The sequence below is a fragment of the Vibrio sp. A11 genome, from assembly GCF_013048705.1.
Taxonomy (GTDB): domain Bacteria; phylum Pseudomonadota; class Gammaproteobacteria; order Enterobacterales; family Vibrionaceae; genus Vibrio; species Vibrio metschnikovii.
Window position 1 is genome coordinate 89,861 of record NZ_VHSI01000005.1, and the last position, 18,569, is coordinate 108,429.

The 18,569-nt window shown below is 42.4% G+C and carries 12 protein-coding genes; 7 read left to right on the plus strand and 5 right to left on the minus strand.

Annotation, left to right across the window (positions count from 1 at the left end; all coding sequences use genetic code 11):
* Positions 1–97: 97 nt before the first annotated feature.
* Entirely contained in the window at positions 98–1,258 is a 1,161-nt protein-coding gene (gene galK / locus FKQ60_RS07165; RefSeq protein ID WP_170906238.1) for a galactokinase, read from the plus strand.
* Positions 1,259–1,267: 9 nt separating this feature from the next.
* The gene (gene galM, locus FKQ60_RS07170) at positions 1,268–2,332 is read left to right on the plus strand and encodes a galactose-1-epimerase (RefSeq protein WP_170906239.1); all 1,065 of its coding nucleotides are present in this window, start codon (positions 1,268–1,270) and stop codon (positions 2,330–2,332) included.
* Between the two features lie 144 nt (positions 2,333–2,476).
* On the opposite strand, the gene FKQ60_RS07175 is transcribed toward galM, so the two are convergent.
* Positions 2,477–3,502 carry a LacI family DNA-binding transcriptional regulator gene (locus FKQ60_RS07175; RefSeq protein ID WP_154171132.1) on the minus strand — a complete coding sequence of 342 codons (1,026 nt, stop codon included), beginning with the start codon at positions 3,500–3,502 and terminating at the stop codon, positions 2,477–2,479.
* Positions 3,503–3,718: 216 nt separating this feature from the next.
* Between FKQ60_RS07175 and FKQ60_RS07180 the strand changes: the two genes are divergently transcribed.
* Together FKQ60_RS07180 and FKQ60_RS07185 are read left to right on the plus strand one after the other, a co-directional pair.
* Positions 3,719–4,789, plus strand: a complete 1,071-nt coding sequence (locus FKQ60_RS07180; RefSeq protein WP_170906240.1) for a cellulase family glycosylhydrolase — start codon at positions 3,719–3,721, stop codon at positions 4,787–4,789.
* 109 nt (positions 4,790–4,898) lie between these two features.
* Complete coding sequence (locus FKQ60_RS07185) at positions 4,899–6,248, plus strand: MFS transporter (RefSeq protein ID WP_170905145.1); 1,350 nt, start codon at positions 4,899–4,901, stop codon at positions 6,246–6,248.
* 72 nt (positions 6,249–6,320) lie between these two features.
* Here FKQ60_RS07185 and FKQ60_RS07190 read toward each other — a convergent pair whose 3' ends face one another.
* The 3 genes from FKQ60_RS07190 to FKQ60_RS07200 all read right to left on the minus strand — a co-directional run bounded on the left by FKQ60_RS07190 (position 6,321) and on the right by FKQ60_RS07200 (position 11,836).
* Entirely contained in the window at positions 6,321–7,319 is a 999-nt protein-coding gene (locus FKQ60_RS07190) for a substrate-binding domain-containing protein (RefSeq protein ID WP_170906241.1), read from the minus strand.
* A gap of 242 nt (positions 7,320–7,561) precedes the next feature.
* Positions 7,562–8,578: a substrate-binding domain-containing protein gene (locus FKQ60_RS07195; protein ID WP_161429764.1), complete on the minus strand. Its 1,017-nt coding sequence runs from the start codon at positions 8,576–8,578 to the stop codon at positions 7,562–7,564.
* A gap of 153 nt (positions 8,579–8,731) precedes the next feature.
* The gene (locus FKQ60_RS07200) at positions 8,732–11,836 is read right to left on the minus strand and encodes a beta-galactosidase (RefSeq protein WP_170906242.1); all 3,105 of its coding nucleotides are present in this window, start codon (positions 11,834–11,836) and stop codon (positions 8,732–8,734) included.
* Between the two features lie 690 nt (positions 11,837–12,526).
* Here FKQ60_RS07200 and FKQ60_RS07205 point away from each other — a divergent pair.
* Positions 12,527–14,644, plus strand: coding sequence for an alpha-galactosidase (locus tag FKQ60_RS07205; RefSeq protein WP_170906243.1), 2,118 nt, complete (start codon positions 12,527–12,529; stop codon positions 14,642–14,644).
* Positions 14,645–14,971: 327 nt separating this feature from the next.
* The gene (melB, locus tag FKQ60_RS07210; protein ID WP_170906244.1) at positions 14,972–16,333 is read left to right on the plus strand and encodes a melibiose:sodium transporter MelB; all 1,362 of its coding nucleotides are present in this window, start codon (positions 14,972–14,974) and stop codon (positions 16,331–16,333) included.
* 66 nt (positions 16,334–16,399) lie between these two features.
* On the opposite strand, the gene FKQ60_RS07215 is transcribed toward melB, so the two are convergent.
* Positions 16,400–18,103, minus strand: coding sequence for an FAD-dependent oxidoreductase (locus FKQ60_RS07215; protein WP_170905139.1), 1,704 nt, complete (start codon positions 18,101–18,103; stop codon positions 16,400–16,402).
* A gap of 145 nt (positions 18,104–18,248) precedes the next feature.
* On the opposite strand from FKQ60_RS07215, the gene FKQ60_RS07220 reads away from it, so the two are divergent.
* Positions 18,249–18,569 carry a metalloregulator ArsR/SmtB family transcription factor gene (locus FKQ60_RS07220; protein ID WP_154171127.1) on the plus strand — a complete coding sequence of 107 codons (321 nt, stop codon included), beginning with the start codon at positions 18,249–18,251 and terminating at the stop codon, positions 18,567–18,569.

The window sequence follows — 18,569 nt, forward strand, 5'->3', positions numbered from 1 at the left end:
TCGATCATTGTTGCAGCTCTACCTATTTAAGGGATGTGATAATCGTGGCTTGAGATTCGAGCTGCGATTAGACAATTAAACCGTTTGAGAATTTACTATGTCTGATCTAATTCAAAATGTGAAAGCGTCTTTTGCGCAAGTGTTTGGTTACTCACCTAGCCATATTGTCCAAGCACCTGGTCGTGTGAATTTAATTGGTGAACATACCGATTACAATGATGGTTTTGTCCTGCCATGTGCCATTAATTATCAAACGATGGTGGCGGCAGCAAAGCGTACGGATAACCTCGTGCGCGTGGTATCAGTGGATTACGGTAACGAGATTGATGAGTTTGATATCACTGGAGACATTCTCTTCCAACAAGACAAAATGTGGGCCAACTACATTCGTGGGGTGGTGAAGTGTCTGTTGGCTCGCGGATACCAGTTTACTGGCGCAGATATTTCAGTGAGTGGCAACGTACCTCAAGGTGCCGGCTTGAGTTCATCTGCAGCATTGGAGGTAGTTATTGGTCAAACGTTTAAGGTGCTGTTCAACCTCGAAATTAGTCACGCAGACATTGCGTTAAACGGCCAGCAAGCAGAGAACGAATTTGTCGGTTGTAATTGTGGCATCATGGATCAAATGATTTCGGCTGAAGGACGTGAAAATCATGCCATGCTATTAGATTGTCGTAGCCTAGACACTGAAGCGGTATCGATGCCAGAAGATATGGCGGTTGTGATCATTAACTCAAATAAAAAACGCGGTTTGGTTGATAGCGAATACAACACTCGTCGTCAGCAATGTGAAGAGGCGGCCCGAATCTTTGGTGTGGCAGCATTGCGTGATGTGACGATTGAGCAGTTTAACGAGAAAATCGCTGAACTGGATGAAATGATCGCAAAACGTGCTCGTCATGTCATCACGGAAAACGATCGTACGGTGGCTGCTGCTCAGGCTCTTCGGGCGCACGACATGAAGCGGATGGGCGAGTTGATGGCGGAATCACACGCATCGATGCGAGATGATTTCGAAATCACCGTACAGGAAATAGATACCTTAGTTGAGATGGTCAAAGACGTGATTGGTGTTCAAGGGGGCGTACGTATGACGGGTGGTGGTTTTGGGGGATGTATTGTTGCTCTCGTTCCGCCAGCGCTGGTCGATACAGTAAAAGCAACGGTTGAAGCAAAATATCAAGCAGCGACAGGCTTAACCGCGTCAATTTATGTGTGCCAAGCCAAAGATGGTGCTGGCTTAGTTGAAGTCTTGTAAGGGTATTTGATGAACGCATATTTTGAACTCCTAGAACAAGCTATGGCTAAAACGCCGTCGTTTGATGGTCAAGTCGCAAATTTGATTCATCTTACTAACGCGAATGGTATGACCGCATCGTTTATGGATATCGGCGCGACGTGGTTGAGCTGCACACTACCAGTGAATGGTGAGAGCCGTGAAGTATTATTGCGTTCGCCAAATATGGCTGAACATATGAAGCAAGGAGCTTATTTTGGTTCTATTGTCGGTCGTTTTGCTAACCGAATTGCGAAAGGCCAGTTCGAGATAGATGGAAAATCGTATCAAACGGGTATCAATAATGGTGACCATTCACTGCACGGCGGGTTGGATGGCTTTGATAAACGACGTTGGAAAGTCGAGGAACAAAGTATTCAACATGTGGTTTATTCGCTTCAATCGCCAGATGGTGACCAAGGTTATCCTGGTAATCTCGATATTAGTGTGACTTACAAGCTCACTGATGACAATCAATTGTCTATCTCCTATGACGTGACGACGGACAAAGCATCACCAGTAAATTTAACCAATCACGCTTACTTTAATTTGGCTGGTGAGGCAAGCCGTGCGAAAAGTTTAGATCACGTTTTACAGCTTCATGCGGAGTATTATTTGCCTACGGATGCGGGGTTAATTCCTCTTGGTGAGCAGAAGTCGGTTTTAGGTACCAGCTTTGATTTCACTGCTCTCAAACCGATTGGTCAAACCTTTCTTGCTGAGCAGGATCAGAAAATGGCTGGTGGTTATGATCACGCCTTCGTATTCGAACCAGAAGTGACTGATGGCATATCTACCGCCGCGATTCTTATTGCACCAGAGAAAGAGGTGGTGATGACGATTAAAACCACAAAACCAGCCGTCCAGTTTTATTCGGGTAATTTCTTAGCTGGCACTCCTGGTGCAAGTAAAATCTATGAATCTTATGATGGTCTTGCTCTAGAAACACAGTACTTTCCAGATGGCCCAAACAAGCCACAATGGGGACGTAACCGAGGGATATTGATGCCGATGGAACGTTACCAACATCGGACTATTTATCAATTTGAATGTTAGCCATCTCGTCGTAAACCCTCGCCCGATCTGAGAGCGGGGATATAAGGCGAAAGGACGATAGCACTTTAAGATAGACAGAGGTTATCTTTAACATTTGCCACTGTCGTATTACTGATATTCCAATGTTGGGGTTGTCATAGTGGGCTAGATGCCCACTTTCTTTAGTTTTGTCGAAGAGGTCCGAATGATAAGCTCACCTTCCACTTTACGTTTATTGGTAAGTAAGGGTTGGTTTTCAATCAATGCCATTAGTGATTCGACAGCAAGCTTACCCATGTCAGAGTAAGGTAGCTCAACGGAAGTCAATGCTGGGAAACTCTCAGAGGCGATTTGTTGATTATCGTAACCGACTACGGCGATATCTTGTGGAATTTTCAAACCTAATTCAGCTATCGCTTGATAGCAGCCCATCGCCATATAATCGCTACTGCAGAAAATCGCTTCTGGTCGAGGATTCATGTTCATCAGTACTAATGTTTGCTGATAGGCTTCTTTTAGTGACCAGTTTGCTTCGACTAGATAATCCGCGTTAGGAATAATATCTGCATCAATGAGTGCTTGACGATAACCATCAGCACGTTGCTTACTGGCTAACATCCAGCTTTCACCAGATAGCATAGCAATGCGACGATAGCCTTGTATTGTCAGGTGCGAAACGGCCTTATAAGCTCCAATCATATCGGCGGGTAGAATACTTGGTGTTTCAGTATTTTCCTCGTTGGTGCAGTTTAGCAATACCGTCGGGAGCAAGGTTACAACCCTTTGCTGCTCCAACTCTCGTGTCATACTTGATGCGTAGATTAAGCCTGCATAATCACCACTGTTGATTTCCGATTCTATCTTACTGGCCAACACCTCATCATGGTTGTAATTAAACGTCACTAAAATATAGTCATTTGACCAAGCTTCTTCCCTTGCAGTATTGATCGCATCGATAAATGGGTCATAGCTAGTTAATCCATTGATCACTAGTGCTATTTTTTTTGGTCGCCCCAGAGCATGGGCGACCTTTTTACTTTTATAACCCAGCAACTCTGCGGTTTCGAGTACTTTGCGTTTGGTTGCTTCAGCAATTTTTACGGAGGTTGAGCCATTCAATACCAGCGATACAGTGGACTGAGATACTCCAGCCGTTGCTGCTATGTCACCCATGGTAATTTTCTTAACCATTTTGATTTTCCACTTAATTTCGTTAGCTAAAGATATTAGCTAAAGATTAAGTTCGGATCATCCTTTAAAGGTTAAGATCACAAAAGTAGGTTATAGCACCTGAAAAGCTGTGACTCCCACCACGTTTCTTCTCTTATCATCTAGTCATAAAATTATTGATTAATATATTAGCTAATATTATTAGTTAATTGATGGTTTAGTTTTAAGGAAATCAAGATGAAAAGATGGTCAGAAGAAAAAGCGTGGCAATGGCAAAAAGAGCATGGTTGGTTACGTGGTTTTAACTATTTACCGCGTACCGCAGTAAATTGGAATGAGATGTGGCAGGAGGAGTCTTTTTCACCCGAGATAATAGAGCAAGAGTTAGCATGGGCACATGAAGTGGGCTACAACACTTTACGTACTAATTTACCATTTATTGTCTGGCAAGCGGATCGCGACGGTTTACATACGCGAATTAAGCAATTTCTGGATATCTGCGAACGCAATCAAATCAAAGTAATGATGACGCCTATGGATGACTGTGGTTTCTCTGGTGACCATCCCTATCTTGGTGCCCAAAAAGCACCGATACCTGATTTGCACAACAGCCAAGCTGCGGCTAGCCCTGGCCGTAATGTGGTAATGGATAAATCCATGTGGGGTGATGTCGAAGCCTATATCCGCGACATCATAGCTACTTATAAAGATGACTCTCGGATTGTTATTTGGGATCTCTATAATGAGCCAACCAATCGAATGATTTTCACCACCACAGGAGAGATAGCTTATGATGAAGAGATGGAAACCTTCAGTCATGATTTGATGGAAAAAGCGTTTGAGTGGGCACGTGAAGAACACCCAACTCAACCACTCACAGTTGGTGCTTGGCATGCCCCAAGCATTCTTGACCGAAGCTTACCAATTTATGAACACCCAACCGACCGAAAAGCGATGGAATTGTCAGACATCATCACTTTCCATGCTTACTTACCACTCGATCTATTCCATCAAGCCATTGAGATTGTTGAAAGATATAACCGACCAATGATGTGTACTGAGTGGCTTGCTCGTCACGCGCAATCGTACTTGCATGAACAACTGCCTATCTTCAAACAGAAGAATATTGGCTGCTATCAATGGGGATTGGTGAAAGGGAAAACCCAAACACACCTTCCTTGGCCGGAAATCAAACGTAACGATGCCAATTATGCGAGTCAATGGTTCCACGATCTGCTTGATGAGCAAGGACAGCCATATGACGTAAACGAAGTGCAATTAATTAAAACGCTCGCAGAAGTGGATTAATTGCCTGTGAGCCGACCTTGATAAATGGGTCGGCGCCCAACCTATAATTAACTTAATTGAGACGTGAACGATGACTACTCTACAAAACAAACTTACCAATAAGGAGCTGATGTCTTACTTCGGCTACGGAGTAGGCCAGTGCTTTAGCTTTGGCCTAGTCGGCTCTTTTATTCTCTATTTCTATACCGATATTTTGGGGATTTCACCGATTGCAGCAAGTACGATTTTTTTGATTGCTCGAGTTTGGGATGCAGTCAATGACCCGCTTATTGCCGGATACATGGACACTCTTGAATCTCGCTTCGGTAAATTCCGCCCTTACATGTTGTTTACGCCGATTCTGATTGTTTTGGTCACGGTCGCGGCGTTCTACAACATCGATGCTGATACGTCGACAAAAGTGATGTACGCCGGTATCACTTACATTCTTTGGGGTACGCTTTACACCATTTCTGATGTGCCCTTTTGGTCTATGTCTTCTGTTATGACGGATGAACCGCAAGAGCGAGCAAAAGCGGCAACCTGTGCCATGTTAGGGGTGAATGCGGGTATCGGCGCGACTTTGGTTGTATTTCCGAAACTGAGTGTGTACTTCTCTGATGGCCGTGCAGATCAGGGTTACTTACCAGCGGTAATTGTACTGATGATTGCGGGTTTACTCTTTATGTTGAACGGTTTTTACAACACTAAAGAACGAATCTCGACGAAAAACTGCGAAAAAGTTACGTTAAAACAAACCTTCCAAGCCGTTCGTAAGAACAAGCCGCTGTTTTTTATTTTGGCTGCGTTTTTTATGAATGTATTCTTCAACCTAGTTAACGGACTGTACATTTTCTTTTTCACTTACAACATGGGTGATGCTGGATTAGTCTCTTTGATTGGCACAATTACTTTGGTTAGTGCGATTGCATGTTTAGCTACACCTGTATTAACGAAGCGTTTCAAAAAACGTGACATTTTTATTGCGCTGTGTGTTTTAGAGATCATCGCTCGTATTGGATTCTATTTTACTGGGTACACCAATCCAACCGCTGTGATGATATGGTTAGCGGTAATAACAGGGATCTTTATGATGACTAACCCTCTCATCTCAGCAATGATCGCTGATACGGTCGAATATTCTTACTACCATAGTGGTAAACGGACCGCCGCGATTACTTTTTCGGGACAGACCTTTACTGGTAAGCTTTCTGTTGCTGTAGCTGGTGGTTTAACTGGGATAATTTTAACGATGATCGGTTATGTTCCCAATGTAGAACAAACAGAAATGACGCTGAATGGAATATTTTTCTGTATTGCATTGCTACCAGCGTTAGGAGCATTAGTGCGCATCTTCATTATGTCCCGTTATACATTTACTGAAGATCAACACGCAATTTTACGAGAGAAGTTGCAGCGAGGTGAATTTGCTGAAGGTGTAGATGTTAAGTCTGTAAAACCACATGAAGCATTGAGCTAGATACCCACAATTGTTTACAATTAAAGCCCGCTTAATAAACAGTGCGGGCTTTTTATCGTAATTAGATTGTGATCAGCAGCGTTCGACAGAGTTTCTACGTACGAGAGTTGGGGTGAATATGGCTGTTTCTTCTTCAATCACGTCATCACGTGATAATGCCAAAGCTAAGTGAGCGGCGCGTTCAGCCATCATCTCAATAGGATAACGAATCGTAGTAAGACTTGGATGAACAAAACGAGCAATTAATCCATCATCAAAGCCAATGATAGAAATCTGATTGGGCACTTCAATCCCATTTTGTTCTAAGGTCACCAATGCGCCTGCTGCCATATAATCGTTGTAGGCGACGACTCCCGTGATCTCTAATGACTTTGCTAATAGGTTAGTAATAGCGAGCTCGCCGCCATCGCTATTAGGGGTGCCGTACTCGATGTAGCTTTTAGGTAGCTCAATACCATAGTCACTGAGCGCGGCTTGATAGCCTTGTAGACGTTCATCGGTATCTTCAATGTCTTGTGAGGAGGCAATACAAGCAATTTTTCGATGACCATGACGAAGTAAATATTCCGTTGCTAAGAATGCTCCTTTGCGGTTATCGAGTGAAATACAGCGCTCGGCTAGCTCTGGGATATAGCGATTAATCAGAACCATACCTTTGACCTCTTTGGCGTAACCAATCAACTCCTCATCAGATAAGCCTTTAGCATGCACCACGAGTGCATCACAACGGTTGTTGATGAGTAACTCTAAGGCTTGGCGCTCATCATTGGGGTTATGGTATCCATTACCGATCAATATGTGTTTACCATTTGCTCGGGCAATGGTATCGACGGCTTTGACTAAAGTACCAAAAAAGGGATCAGAGACATCTGATACTAAGACGCCCATTGTTTTTGTGCTCTGACTAACAAGAGCACGAGCGGCCGCATTGGGTCGATAACCGAGAGCATTCATTGCTTCTGTAACGGCGTGGATTGACGCTTGACTGGCTTTCGGGGATTTATTGAGTACGCGGGAAACGGTAGCAACGGAAACGCCCGCAGCTTTTGCAACATCTTTAATGGTAGCCATGGGTAATATATAACCTTTCATTTTAATAAGTGATGAATACACTCACACAACGGTTGGTGAGCGGACTACGTTAATAGCCTAAAGAGAGGTTCTCATCAGCGTCTTTAATGGCAGATTTAGCCTAGCAAGTTAGATTGATGATAATACCATGAATCAATAATAATCTTTCGACTAATTGATTGAATAATATGCCAATTAATGATTCAAGCTGTTTGTTTTTTTTTGACTACCGATTAATCCCCTTAAGTGATGTTTTGATTGTTCACGGCCACAGTAGAACGTCTAACCAATATTGGTAAGAATAGACGTTGGGTATGGGATTGTATTACCTCTTTATTTATCAACTGAGTTGAAAGTTTGACGGCTTCAGCGGCCATGACTTGTATTGGGTAACGAATAGTGGTTAGGCGAGGGTAGATGTAACGTGCGATATGACCATCGTCAAAGCCTACAATAGAGATATCTTGGGGGATTCGTATCTCATTTTCTTGTAGTAATGCCATACAACCTGCAGCCATATAGTCGTTATAGGTTGCAATTGCAGATAATGGCATATTTTTGGCGAGAAGGTTGACCATGGCTAACTCTCCGCCTTTTTCGTCTGGTTCTTCAAATTCAATATAACTTTCTTTTATCGTAATATGATTATCTCGCAGAGCATCGTAATAGCCTCGGAGTCGATCATGCGCATCTGCAATATCATGACTAGAACAAATATAGCCAATATCCCTATGGCCATTTTTAATTAAATATTCAGTTGCGATGTAGGAGCCCTTATAGTTATCTAAAGCCACACAGCGAGATTCTATTCCAGGAATACTTCGATTAATCAGCACCATTCCCGGAATTTCATTAGCCAGTTGTCGAAGTTCTTCATCGCTCATCCCTTTGCTATGTACAACTAAAGATTCGCATTGGCTATTGATCAGTAGGTTGATGGCGTTTCTTTCTTTATCAGCATCATGGTACCCACTGCCTATCAGTAGTTGTTTTCCTTGTTCACTAGCGACGGTATCGATGGCTTTGACCATGCTGCCAAAGAACGGTGATGAAACATCGTTAACCAATACGCCAATAGTATTGGAGGATTTACTTACCAGCGCTCTAGCGTTTGCATTGGGTCGATAGCCCAATGCTTTCATTGCTTGTTGTACGGCTTTAACCGCTTTTTCACTCGTTTGGGGTGAGTTATTGATGACTCGAGAAGCGGTCGCTATGGATACACCTGCAGCTTTTGCAACATCTTTGATAGTCGTCATAGGGTTCTCTAGTATTGTCGGCCGTGCCATTTAACACCTCATCACTAGAAAATTCAAATCCAATCAATGTGATTGTTGTGTTGTTTCAAGATATTGAGTTAACGACTTTAGAAAAAGCCCCTAGAGATAATCAAGGGGCTAAATCAAATTTAGTTAACTAACGGTGTTAAGTATGGATTTTAAAGTAAGGCTATATTGATAGGATTTCGCACAAAGTTGATACTCTTTATGTACGCTTGGGCTCCATGAGTCGTCACCACCGACCCCCATGTGTTGATGATCAATCCTCACATATATTTTATCTTCTATGATCAGTTCATTGGTATGTTTTGCTTGGGTTAACTGTTCTTGATTATATTGACTAACACTAAATTGAAAGTTTCCTATAATTTCTAATTGGTTAAGGCTTAACCTTTGAACGTTGCAACGTAGCCCATTATCGGTCGGGAAGATATAGGGTGTGTGCATTTGCTGTAATGTTTTTTCGTAACAGCCAAAACGTGCAGCGGACAAGCGATCTGGATAGTTTTCAAATGGGCCTAAGCCTTGCCATGTAATGATAGGATTTTTCTCATTCAAGGGCAAAATGAGCTCCAAACCAATGCGTGGTATTGGAGGGAGTTCGTCGGCCAGTTTTACATCAACGTTTAGTTGCATCTCTCCACTATTTTTTAGTGTTTGTGTCCACGAGGTGATCGCTTGAATGATGCCATTAAATTGATAAGCGAAAATTGAGGTTACTTGCACCGAGTGTGTGAGTGTTTCACTATGACAGCTTACACATTCGCGCTTCCATCGGCCAATACCAGCGTTGTCCCAACGACATACCCAAGCGTTCGGATCCACATTATCTACTTCACTTATACCGATGTCGTTATCCAGTGGTGCTCGGAGGAAGTTGTCTTGTGGCGCAGCTAGTAGCTGAGCTTTACCGTTGACTTTCCAATCAATCATCAAGCCTGTTTGGCTATCCCAACACCATTGATGCTGACCATCTAGGCTCGTGATCATAATCATGTTATTGGTTTGGCTCATTAGTGGTGGTGGTTGGATTTCCAGCTTCGGCATCATTAGGCCTTTGCCATGATAAAGTGCAAACTGCTCCGAAGCACAGATGTGGCCAGCGGGTGCCCAAAGTGTCTTTTCAACCAAGATAATATCAGTATTTAAGTGATATTGTGCGTCTAATCGGGGGGTAAAATTTAAATCAACTGATATGATTTCTTGGCTATCTGCCTTGATATTCAGTGCGATTGAACCAGATTGAATCGCTTTGCCATTTTCCAATAGTGACCAGTTTAATTGTTCGTTATCGGTAGCACGGAATAAATGTTCATTTGTCACTAATAGCTGACAAACTCCATTCGTTTGTCCTTGTAGTGAAACGCTAATCATACGTTGACAATGTTTGGCTTCTTCTAACGTAGGGTGTACCGTGCGATCTGGGAAAATCAAGCCATTGATGCAGAACTGTCGGTCGTTGATTTCATCACCGAAATCTCCACCATAGGCCCAAAAGTGTTGACCATTCTCATCCCACTGGCTTAAACCTTGATCAACCCAATCCCAAACAAAACCACCTTGAAGGCGAGGGAATTCTCGAAATGCATCCCAATACTCGTTAAAACTGCCTAGACTATTGCCCATGGCATGGGCGTATTCACATAATATTAGTGGGCGAGTTTCATTGGGCAACGAAATCCATTTCTTGATTGACCATTTCGGTACGGCTTCATCTTTTATCGTTGTATTCACGCGGGCATACATAGGAGCAATGATATCCGTTGCCTCTGTGTTAGCTCCACCTCCTTCGTATTGTACCGGACGAGAAGGGTCGTAATTTTTTGACCAAGCGTACATGGCATTGTGGTTACTGCCATGACCAGATTCGTTACCCAACGACCAAATAATAATCGACGGGTGATTCTTATCACGCATGATCATTTGGGTATAGCGACTCATGTAGGCGTGTGCCCATTGTGGATCGCTTGAAAGGCGATTCATCGGTTGCATACCGTGAGTTTCGATATTGGCTTCATCGCATACATACAAACCGTATTGATCACACAGTTCATACCAACGTGGGTGATTGGGATAATGAGCGGTACGAACTGCGTTGAAGTTGTATTGTTTCATTAGACAGATATCGCGGATCATATCTTCTTCTGTCATGACATGGCCTAGCTCTGGATGATGCTCATGGCGGTTAACGCCACGGATCAACAAGGGTTTACCATTGAGTTTCAATTGACCATCACGGATTTCCACTTTTCGAAAACCAACTTGGTATGCTTCACTTTCTTGGTGGTGACCATTTTCATCCAATAATGAGACGATTAAGCGGTATAGATGGGGAGTTTCTGCGGTCCATTTTTTAGGGTTGTGTAGATGCAGAGTCTGGAATACCACGTCATTCCATGTACCACGCTCATCAATACGACGGTTATGTGGTCGATCAATTTTGGGTTCTGTTACTGCCTGCTCACCCTCAAAAAGTTGGACTTGAACTTGGTAAGTGTCTGGCGCTGAAATGTGAGTCACGATAGACAGAGAACCATCGCGATAACACGCGTCGAGCTCCGGAGTAATGAAGACATCTTCAATGCAGTGCTTAGGTTTAGAAAGTAGGGTGACATCTCGGAAAATACCACTGAGCCACCACATGTCTTGGTCTTCTAAGTAACTGCCGTCACACCAACGAATCACCATTACGGCAAGCGTATTTTCGCCTGCAAAAAGGTGTGGTGTTAGGTCAAATTCAGCGGGCAAACGACTATCTTGACTATAGCCTACCCACGTCCCATTACACCAAAAGTGGAATGCAGAGTTAACACCATCAAAGATGATGCGTTGAGTATGGGTAAGATCGTCTGCTGATAGTGAAACGATGGTTCGGTAGCAGCCCGTTGGGTTCTCTGCTGGAACAAATGGTGGCTTTACCTCAAATGGATATTTGACGTTAGCATAGATGGGCTTGTCGTAACCTTGTAGCTGCCAGTTGGAAGGAACCGTGATCTCAGCCCAATTTTCATCATTAAAGCTGGTTTCAATGAATTGTCCATCGACTAGTTCTGGTTTATTGAAAAGCTTGAATTTCCATTGACCATTGAGTGATTGACGTTGAGTATGAATACCATCACGTGCATGGTCAATGTGACGAAAACTGTGAAGTGGGCTGTGTGCTTTTAGGCAGTGAATGTTCACGGACTGCGGATTCTCCCAGTCACGTCGTTGAATAATATCTACAAATGTTGTCATGAATTCTTTACCTAATTATCGGTTTTTAAATAAAGTTTTAAGGAGAGCTTAAGCGTTTTAGTTAACGTAACCTACGGTTGCTGCTAATTGATTGACTCGCCAAACTTCAGCTTGTGTATAGAGGTTAAATCCCAGCGTTATCACCTGTCTTTTTACTTTATGTCTATGGATTTATTTTTCGCTAAGCTTCTAATCTGGCAAATAGTATAAATAATTTTGGAAACGTTTTCATGATAAAGGTAGCATTTTAATATTGACTATTGTTAGGGAGTTATTTTTGTGATTCTCATCATGTTTTCATGAGGCGTTAAATAAGTAAGAGACAAGAATACCTAATAAAATGTGCTGGCATAGGTAAGGAAAAAGAACAGGTTTAGACACGTTATAACAGATCTCAACGTCTTGAGAACACGAGTATTGATCTCAATCGCTAGCAGTAAGGTGGGCTAATGAAGAAGACTATAATAACAGGATGTGCGTTATTTCATTAGGTTGGATTACGTTTTTGACGCACTAAACTGTGCCTTCTTGTTTTCTGACTCTTTTCGTCATAAAAATAACTAATTCCAATAAATATTTCCAAATCTTTGCGCATGAAATGGAAACGTTATCATTATTTGTCGAAGCTCACAGTTTATTTCGTCAATTTATTTATCATACCAAACTGTACCCAACATCAAGGTAAAAAACATGCGGCAAAAAACACTGGTTCAGCTAACAGGTAAGCAGACTCAACTTATTGTTGAGCTTGGAGATTATGCTGAAGTCTTATATTGGGGGATAGATGTGGGGGATGGCGTTGAGCGATCGCGTCTCACTTTGTCCCGTCCTGTACCATATGGGCGTTTAGATGATGATGTACCAATGACTTTGCTTCCTGAGCTTGGCCGCGGAGTGTTTAGTAGCCCGGGTTTGGAAGGCCATCGTGATGGCCAACATTGGTCCCCCGTATTTGCGATAACTCAAATCGAGAAAAATAAAGATAACATTGTTATTGAAAGTGAGGATGTCACTGCTGGTGTTCATTTAAAAACGGAGTTAAAACTCGATGAACATGATGTTTTGCAAACTCGCTGTACGTTGACCAATATTCGGGCAGGGGTTTACCAAGTTAATCGTTTTGCTAATACGCTCCCTCTGCCTGTTCGTGTTAATGAGTTGATGACCTATTATGGACGCTGGGTGCATGAGTTCCAAACGGTTCGTCAGCCCCTGTTACAAGGCGGTTATCAACAAGAGAACCGACGCGGTCGAACTTCTCATGAGCATTATCCTGCGCTTGTTGCTGGGACTTCGCATTTTGATGAAATGAACGGAGAGGTATGGGGTTTCCATTTTGCTTGGAGTGGAAATCATCGGTTAAGAGTCGATGTAAAAGCAGATGGTCGTCGTTACATGCAAGCTGAAGTCATTTATTTCCCGGGAGAAATCGCGCTTAAAGAGGGGGAAAGTCTCACAACTCCTTGGCTTTATGCAAGTTATAGTCATTCGGGGTTGAATGGAATGAGCCATCATTTCCATTCACATGTCAGGGATGCCATTTTATCGAAAAGCTTTCGTGATAAACCTAGACCCATTCATTTAAATACATGGGAAGGTATCTATTTTGAACATAATCCTGAATATATTATGTCAATGGCAACTCAAGCAGCAGAGATGGGCGTTGAGCGTTTTATTATTGATGATGGATGGTTTAAAGGAAGAAATGGCGATAAAGCTGGCCTAGGAGATTGGTTTCTATGCCCCTTTAAGTACCCGAATGGTTTACAACCTATTGTCGAACATGTGAATCAATTAGGTATGGAGTTTGGATTGTGGTTTGAACCTGAAATGATCAATACAAACTCCGATCTCTTTCGCGCACATCCAGAGTGGTTGCTCGCTATTGATGGATATGAGCAACCCACCGGACGCAATCAATATGTGATTAATCTACAGAATGAAGAAGCTTTTAACTTCTTATTTGAGCGACTTGACTATTTTTTATCAACCTACAATATTGCCTATATCAAGTGGGACATGAACCGTGAAGTTGTTCAACCGGCTCATCTAGGCCAAGCCTCAGCGTACAATCAAACATTACGTTACTATGAATTGGTCGATAAAGTTCGAGTCAAACATCCTCAAGTTGAGATTGAATCGTGTGCTGCTGGAGGAGGGCGTATTGATTTTGAGGTGCTTAAACGAACACATCGTTTCTGGGCTTCAGATAATAATGACGCGTTAGAGCGTCAAACGATTCAACGTGGGATGAGTTACTTTTTCCCACCAGAAGTGATGGGAAGTCATATAGGATCGAGCCATTGTCATAGTACCCGAAGACAGCACAGCATAGAATTTCGTGGTTTGACTGCGCTATTTGGCCATATGGGAATAGAACTAGACCCTGTTAAAGAAACAAAATCAGAAAAAAAAGGTTTTGAGCGTTATATTAAATTACACAAGATATTACGTCCATTACTACACACTGGTAGAACTTGGCGAGTACCTACCGATGACCAAGCGCATCAAATCCATGTTGTGGTAGCCAATGATCAATCTGAAGCGGTTGCGATGATCGCTCAGCTTGCGATGCCAACTAATTCATTAAGCGGCCAACTGAGAGTTCCGGGATTAGCGCCACAAGGCTTATATCGAGTTTTTCTTCTAGATAAACCTTCAAATTACGATGATATTGTCAATTATCAGCCTCTCTGGACTGAGTCTGGTTGTGAAGTTTCGGGTTTATGGTGTGAGAAAGTTGGTCTAACAATACCAATTTTGGATCCTGAAACGGCAATATTGGTCAAGTTCGAACGTATGGATTAAGTGTAATCGTTAAATCCTCACTGTTGATATTTTTAGGCCGTTTAACCAGAAGGTTAAACGGCTGTTCGTGTTGCTTAAAAGTAATGTTAACCATAATTTTATTATTATAACGTTTTGATTTTAATAATTTTTAATGTTATCTAGGGATTATTTATGTGCCATGTCTCATTTTTTAAACTCCGATGTAAACGTTTCCATAAGCTGGTGATAGATCACAGTAAGGTATCAGGTGTATAGATAGCATTAGCGTCGAACAATAAATAAAAGACATTGATGCCATGAGTTCTTATCAAGAAACTCATAGCAGTACGATACTAAGGAACGATTATGTCTGATAAAATTACGCTACAAACTAAGGTTTCTTACGGCCTTGGTGCACTCGGTAAAGATTTTGCCTGTGCTCCTATCTATATTTTCTTAATGTTCTACTTCACTGACGTTGCCGGCTTACCCGCGGCTTTCGTTGGTACCATCTTTTTAGCTGCTCGTATTATTGATGCGATCACTGACCCTATGATGGGAGTCATTGTCGATAATACGCGCTCAAAGTTTGGCAAATTCCGCCCATGGATTGTCATTGGTACACTGCTAAATGCGGTCGTTCTGGTTGGCTTATTTAGTACACATATGTTTGAAGGTACAACGCTTTATATCTATGCTGCCGCCGCTTATATTTTGTGGGGATTAACATACACCATCATGGATATTCCTTACTGGTCAATGATTCCAGCGCTATCTAGTTCTCGTCAGGAGAGAGAAAAATTAGTGGTATGGCCGCGTTTATTTGCAAGTCTTGCTTGGTTTGTGACCGGAACTTATGGTCTGTATATTGTTGGCGAGCTAGGGCAGGGTGATCAAGGTAAAGGATTTTTTAATGTTGCGATGCTGATTGCTGTACTATTTATTATGAGTGCTTTTTTAATTGCGCGTAATGTAAAAGAAAAAATAGCCCCTCCTATGACGATGGCAAAATTTAGCTTTAAAGACGTATTAACGATTATTGGAAAAAATGATCAACTTAAAGCACTGATTGGTACCGTTCTTTCATTTCAAATCGCGAACCTTCTTGTTGGTGGTTTTGCTATCTATTATTTTTCTTATGCATTAAATAAAGCAGAATTATTTCCTGTTTATATGATGTTTGCCGGTATTGCTGAAGTAGCTGGTGTGTTTTTATTTCCGAGAATTGCAGCTTTATTACCTCGTAAATATTTGTGGATGATTGCCTGTGGCTTTCCAATTTTATCCTGCTTTATTTTATTAATTATGGGATTTGTTGCTCCGGCCAATGTAATTATCATTGGAATCGCAGGGGCTGCTATTAAATTTGGTGTAGGTATTGCCAACGCTCTTCAAACCGTAATGTTGGCTGATGTCGTAGATTATGGTGAATATAGAACGGGACGTCGTAGTGAGAGCGTTATTTTTTCTGTGCAAACCATGCTGGTTAAATTTGCTGGTGCAGCAGGCGGTTTTATCGTTGGTATAGGTCTGAGCATTATTGGCTATGTACCCAACGTTGAGCAAACAGAGAGTACGATCGCTGGACTAGAGTTCATCATGATAGGATTACCTGCCGTTTTAATGTTAGTGAGCGGTATGATTTATCAGCGTTATTACCATTTGCATGACGGTTTTGATGCAACCAAAATGAAAGAAGAGACTGTTCGAAAGCAAGTGGTAGCATAATTATATGATGAGCATCCTACGCTGACTGTTCAGGATGCTCTATCTCTTCGATATATAAAGTGGTTATCACACTTTGGAATAAAAATAAGTACGATATCCACCAATCAAATTACGAGCTTTAAAGCCGTTGTTGACTAGTTGACGATAAGCGACGTTACCGCGTAACCCGACTTGGCAGTAAATAACAATCTCTTTATCTTTTGGTAGTTCGTTCATACGTTGACGTAATTGATCAACCTGAATATTGATATCCCCTTGTAGATAACAACCCTCTTGGCGTTCTTCAGGATTGCGCACATCTAAAATGATCTGATCGTCACTCAGGGTGGCGAGTTGATCAAAGTGAATCGCTTTTGCATCACCTTTCATCAGGTTGGTAGCCACAAACGCGGCTTGGTTAATCACATCTTTTGCACTGCCGTACGGTGGCGCGTAAGTTAACTCTAGGTGCTGAAGTTGTTCCACTGTCATACCAGCGCGTTGCGCTACGGCCATCACATCAATACGTTTATCAATTCCGTCTTTGCCAACCGCTTGCGCGCCGAATATTTTGCCATTATTGGGATCAAATAACATTTTAAATGAGACAATTTCTGCCCCCGGATAGTAGCTGGCATGGCTGGCGGTGTGGACGTAGACTTTTTCGTATTCGATCCCTTCACGTTTTAACTGTTTTTCGTTTTTACCCGTGGAAGCAACGGCAAGATCAAAGACTTTACAAATAGCGGTGCCTTGTGTTCCTTGATACGTTTCTTGGCGACCAAACATATTGTCGGCTGCCATTCTACCTTGTCGATTTGCAGGCCCCGCCAGTGGCACGAGTGTTGGTTTACCTGTTACAAAGTCTTGCTCTTCAACCGCATCGCCAACGGCATAAATAAAAGGATCACTGGTTTGCATTTCTGCGTTAGTCCAGATACCACCGAGTTGACCAATCTCTAATCCAGCTTGTTGCGCTAGTGTGGTTTCAGGCCGTACGCCAATCGCCATAATCAATAGCTCAGTGGTTAACGAGTCGCCATTACTTAATGTTAATGACAGTTGGCCACACAAATGCTGAGTAGAATCTTGCTCGCCAGCATCCGTATTCGCAATAGAAGTGGTTGCGACAAATTCAACCGATTGCAATGCGACACCTAAACGTAAATCGATGCCTTGGTTGCGAATTTCATGGTGGACAAAGCCGGCCATTTCTCTATCGACGGGTGTCATGACTTGATCGGCCATTTCAATCAGCGTGGTTTTAATCCCAAGTTGATGAAAAGCTTCCATCATTTCTAAACCAATAAAACCACCACCGACGACAGTCGCGTGAGTGGGCTTGTTCATCTGGATCGTTTGGATAATGCGATCCATATCGGGAATGTTACGCAGCGAATGTGTGAGTGGATTATCAAGACCAGCAATAGGAGGAACAATCGGACTCGCCCCTGGGCTAAGCAGTAAGAAATCATACGATTCGTTATATTCGGTACCATCGACAAGGTTTTTCACGGTAACCGTTTTTTCTGAGCGATTGATTGCTATCACTTCATTCATCACTCGCACATCAACGTTAAAACGAGCAAGAAAACTTTCTGGTGTCTGTAGCAGTAATTTACTGCGATCCTGAATATCACCGCCGATGTGATAAGGCAAACCGCAATTAGCAAAGGAAACGAACGCTCCTCGTTCGAACATGATAATTTCAGCCTCTTCACTTAAACGACGAGCTCTGGCTGCGGCAGATGCGCCACCTGCGACGCCACCAATAATAACGATTTTGGTCATGATTACCTCTTCTAGCTTCTAAAAATGCTGACAACGAGTATAAGCTAATGAATTAGTTTTTTCTAATTTTTATTAATCTAAATAAGTGTTGACTAATTTAGTGGTTGATTACTATTATGTTGACAGTGTGACCGGAGATAAGCGTATGGCTGAGATAAATATTGATCAAATGCAAGTTCATATTGATGAGGTCACGGAATTACTAAAAATTATGGCCCATCCTGAACGGATGATGGTGCTGTGTCAGTTGATTGAAGGTGAAGTCGCGGTAGCTCAGTTACAACAAGCGTCTTTATTGAGTCAATCCGCCTTATCGCAGCATCTTGCTTTACTGCGTAAACAGCGATTGATCAGCGCACGTAAACGCTCGCAACAAGTTTTTTATTCTTTGGCTGATCATAGAGTTAAACAACTAATCGCTAGTTTACAACGTATTTTTTGTCACCCAAATAACGCTAACTCATGA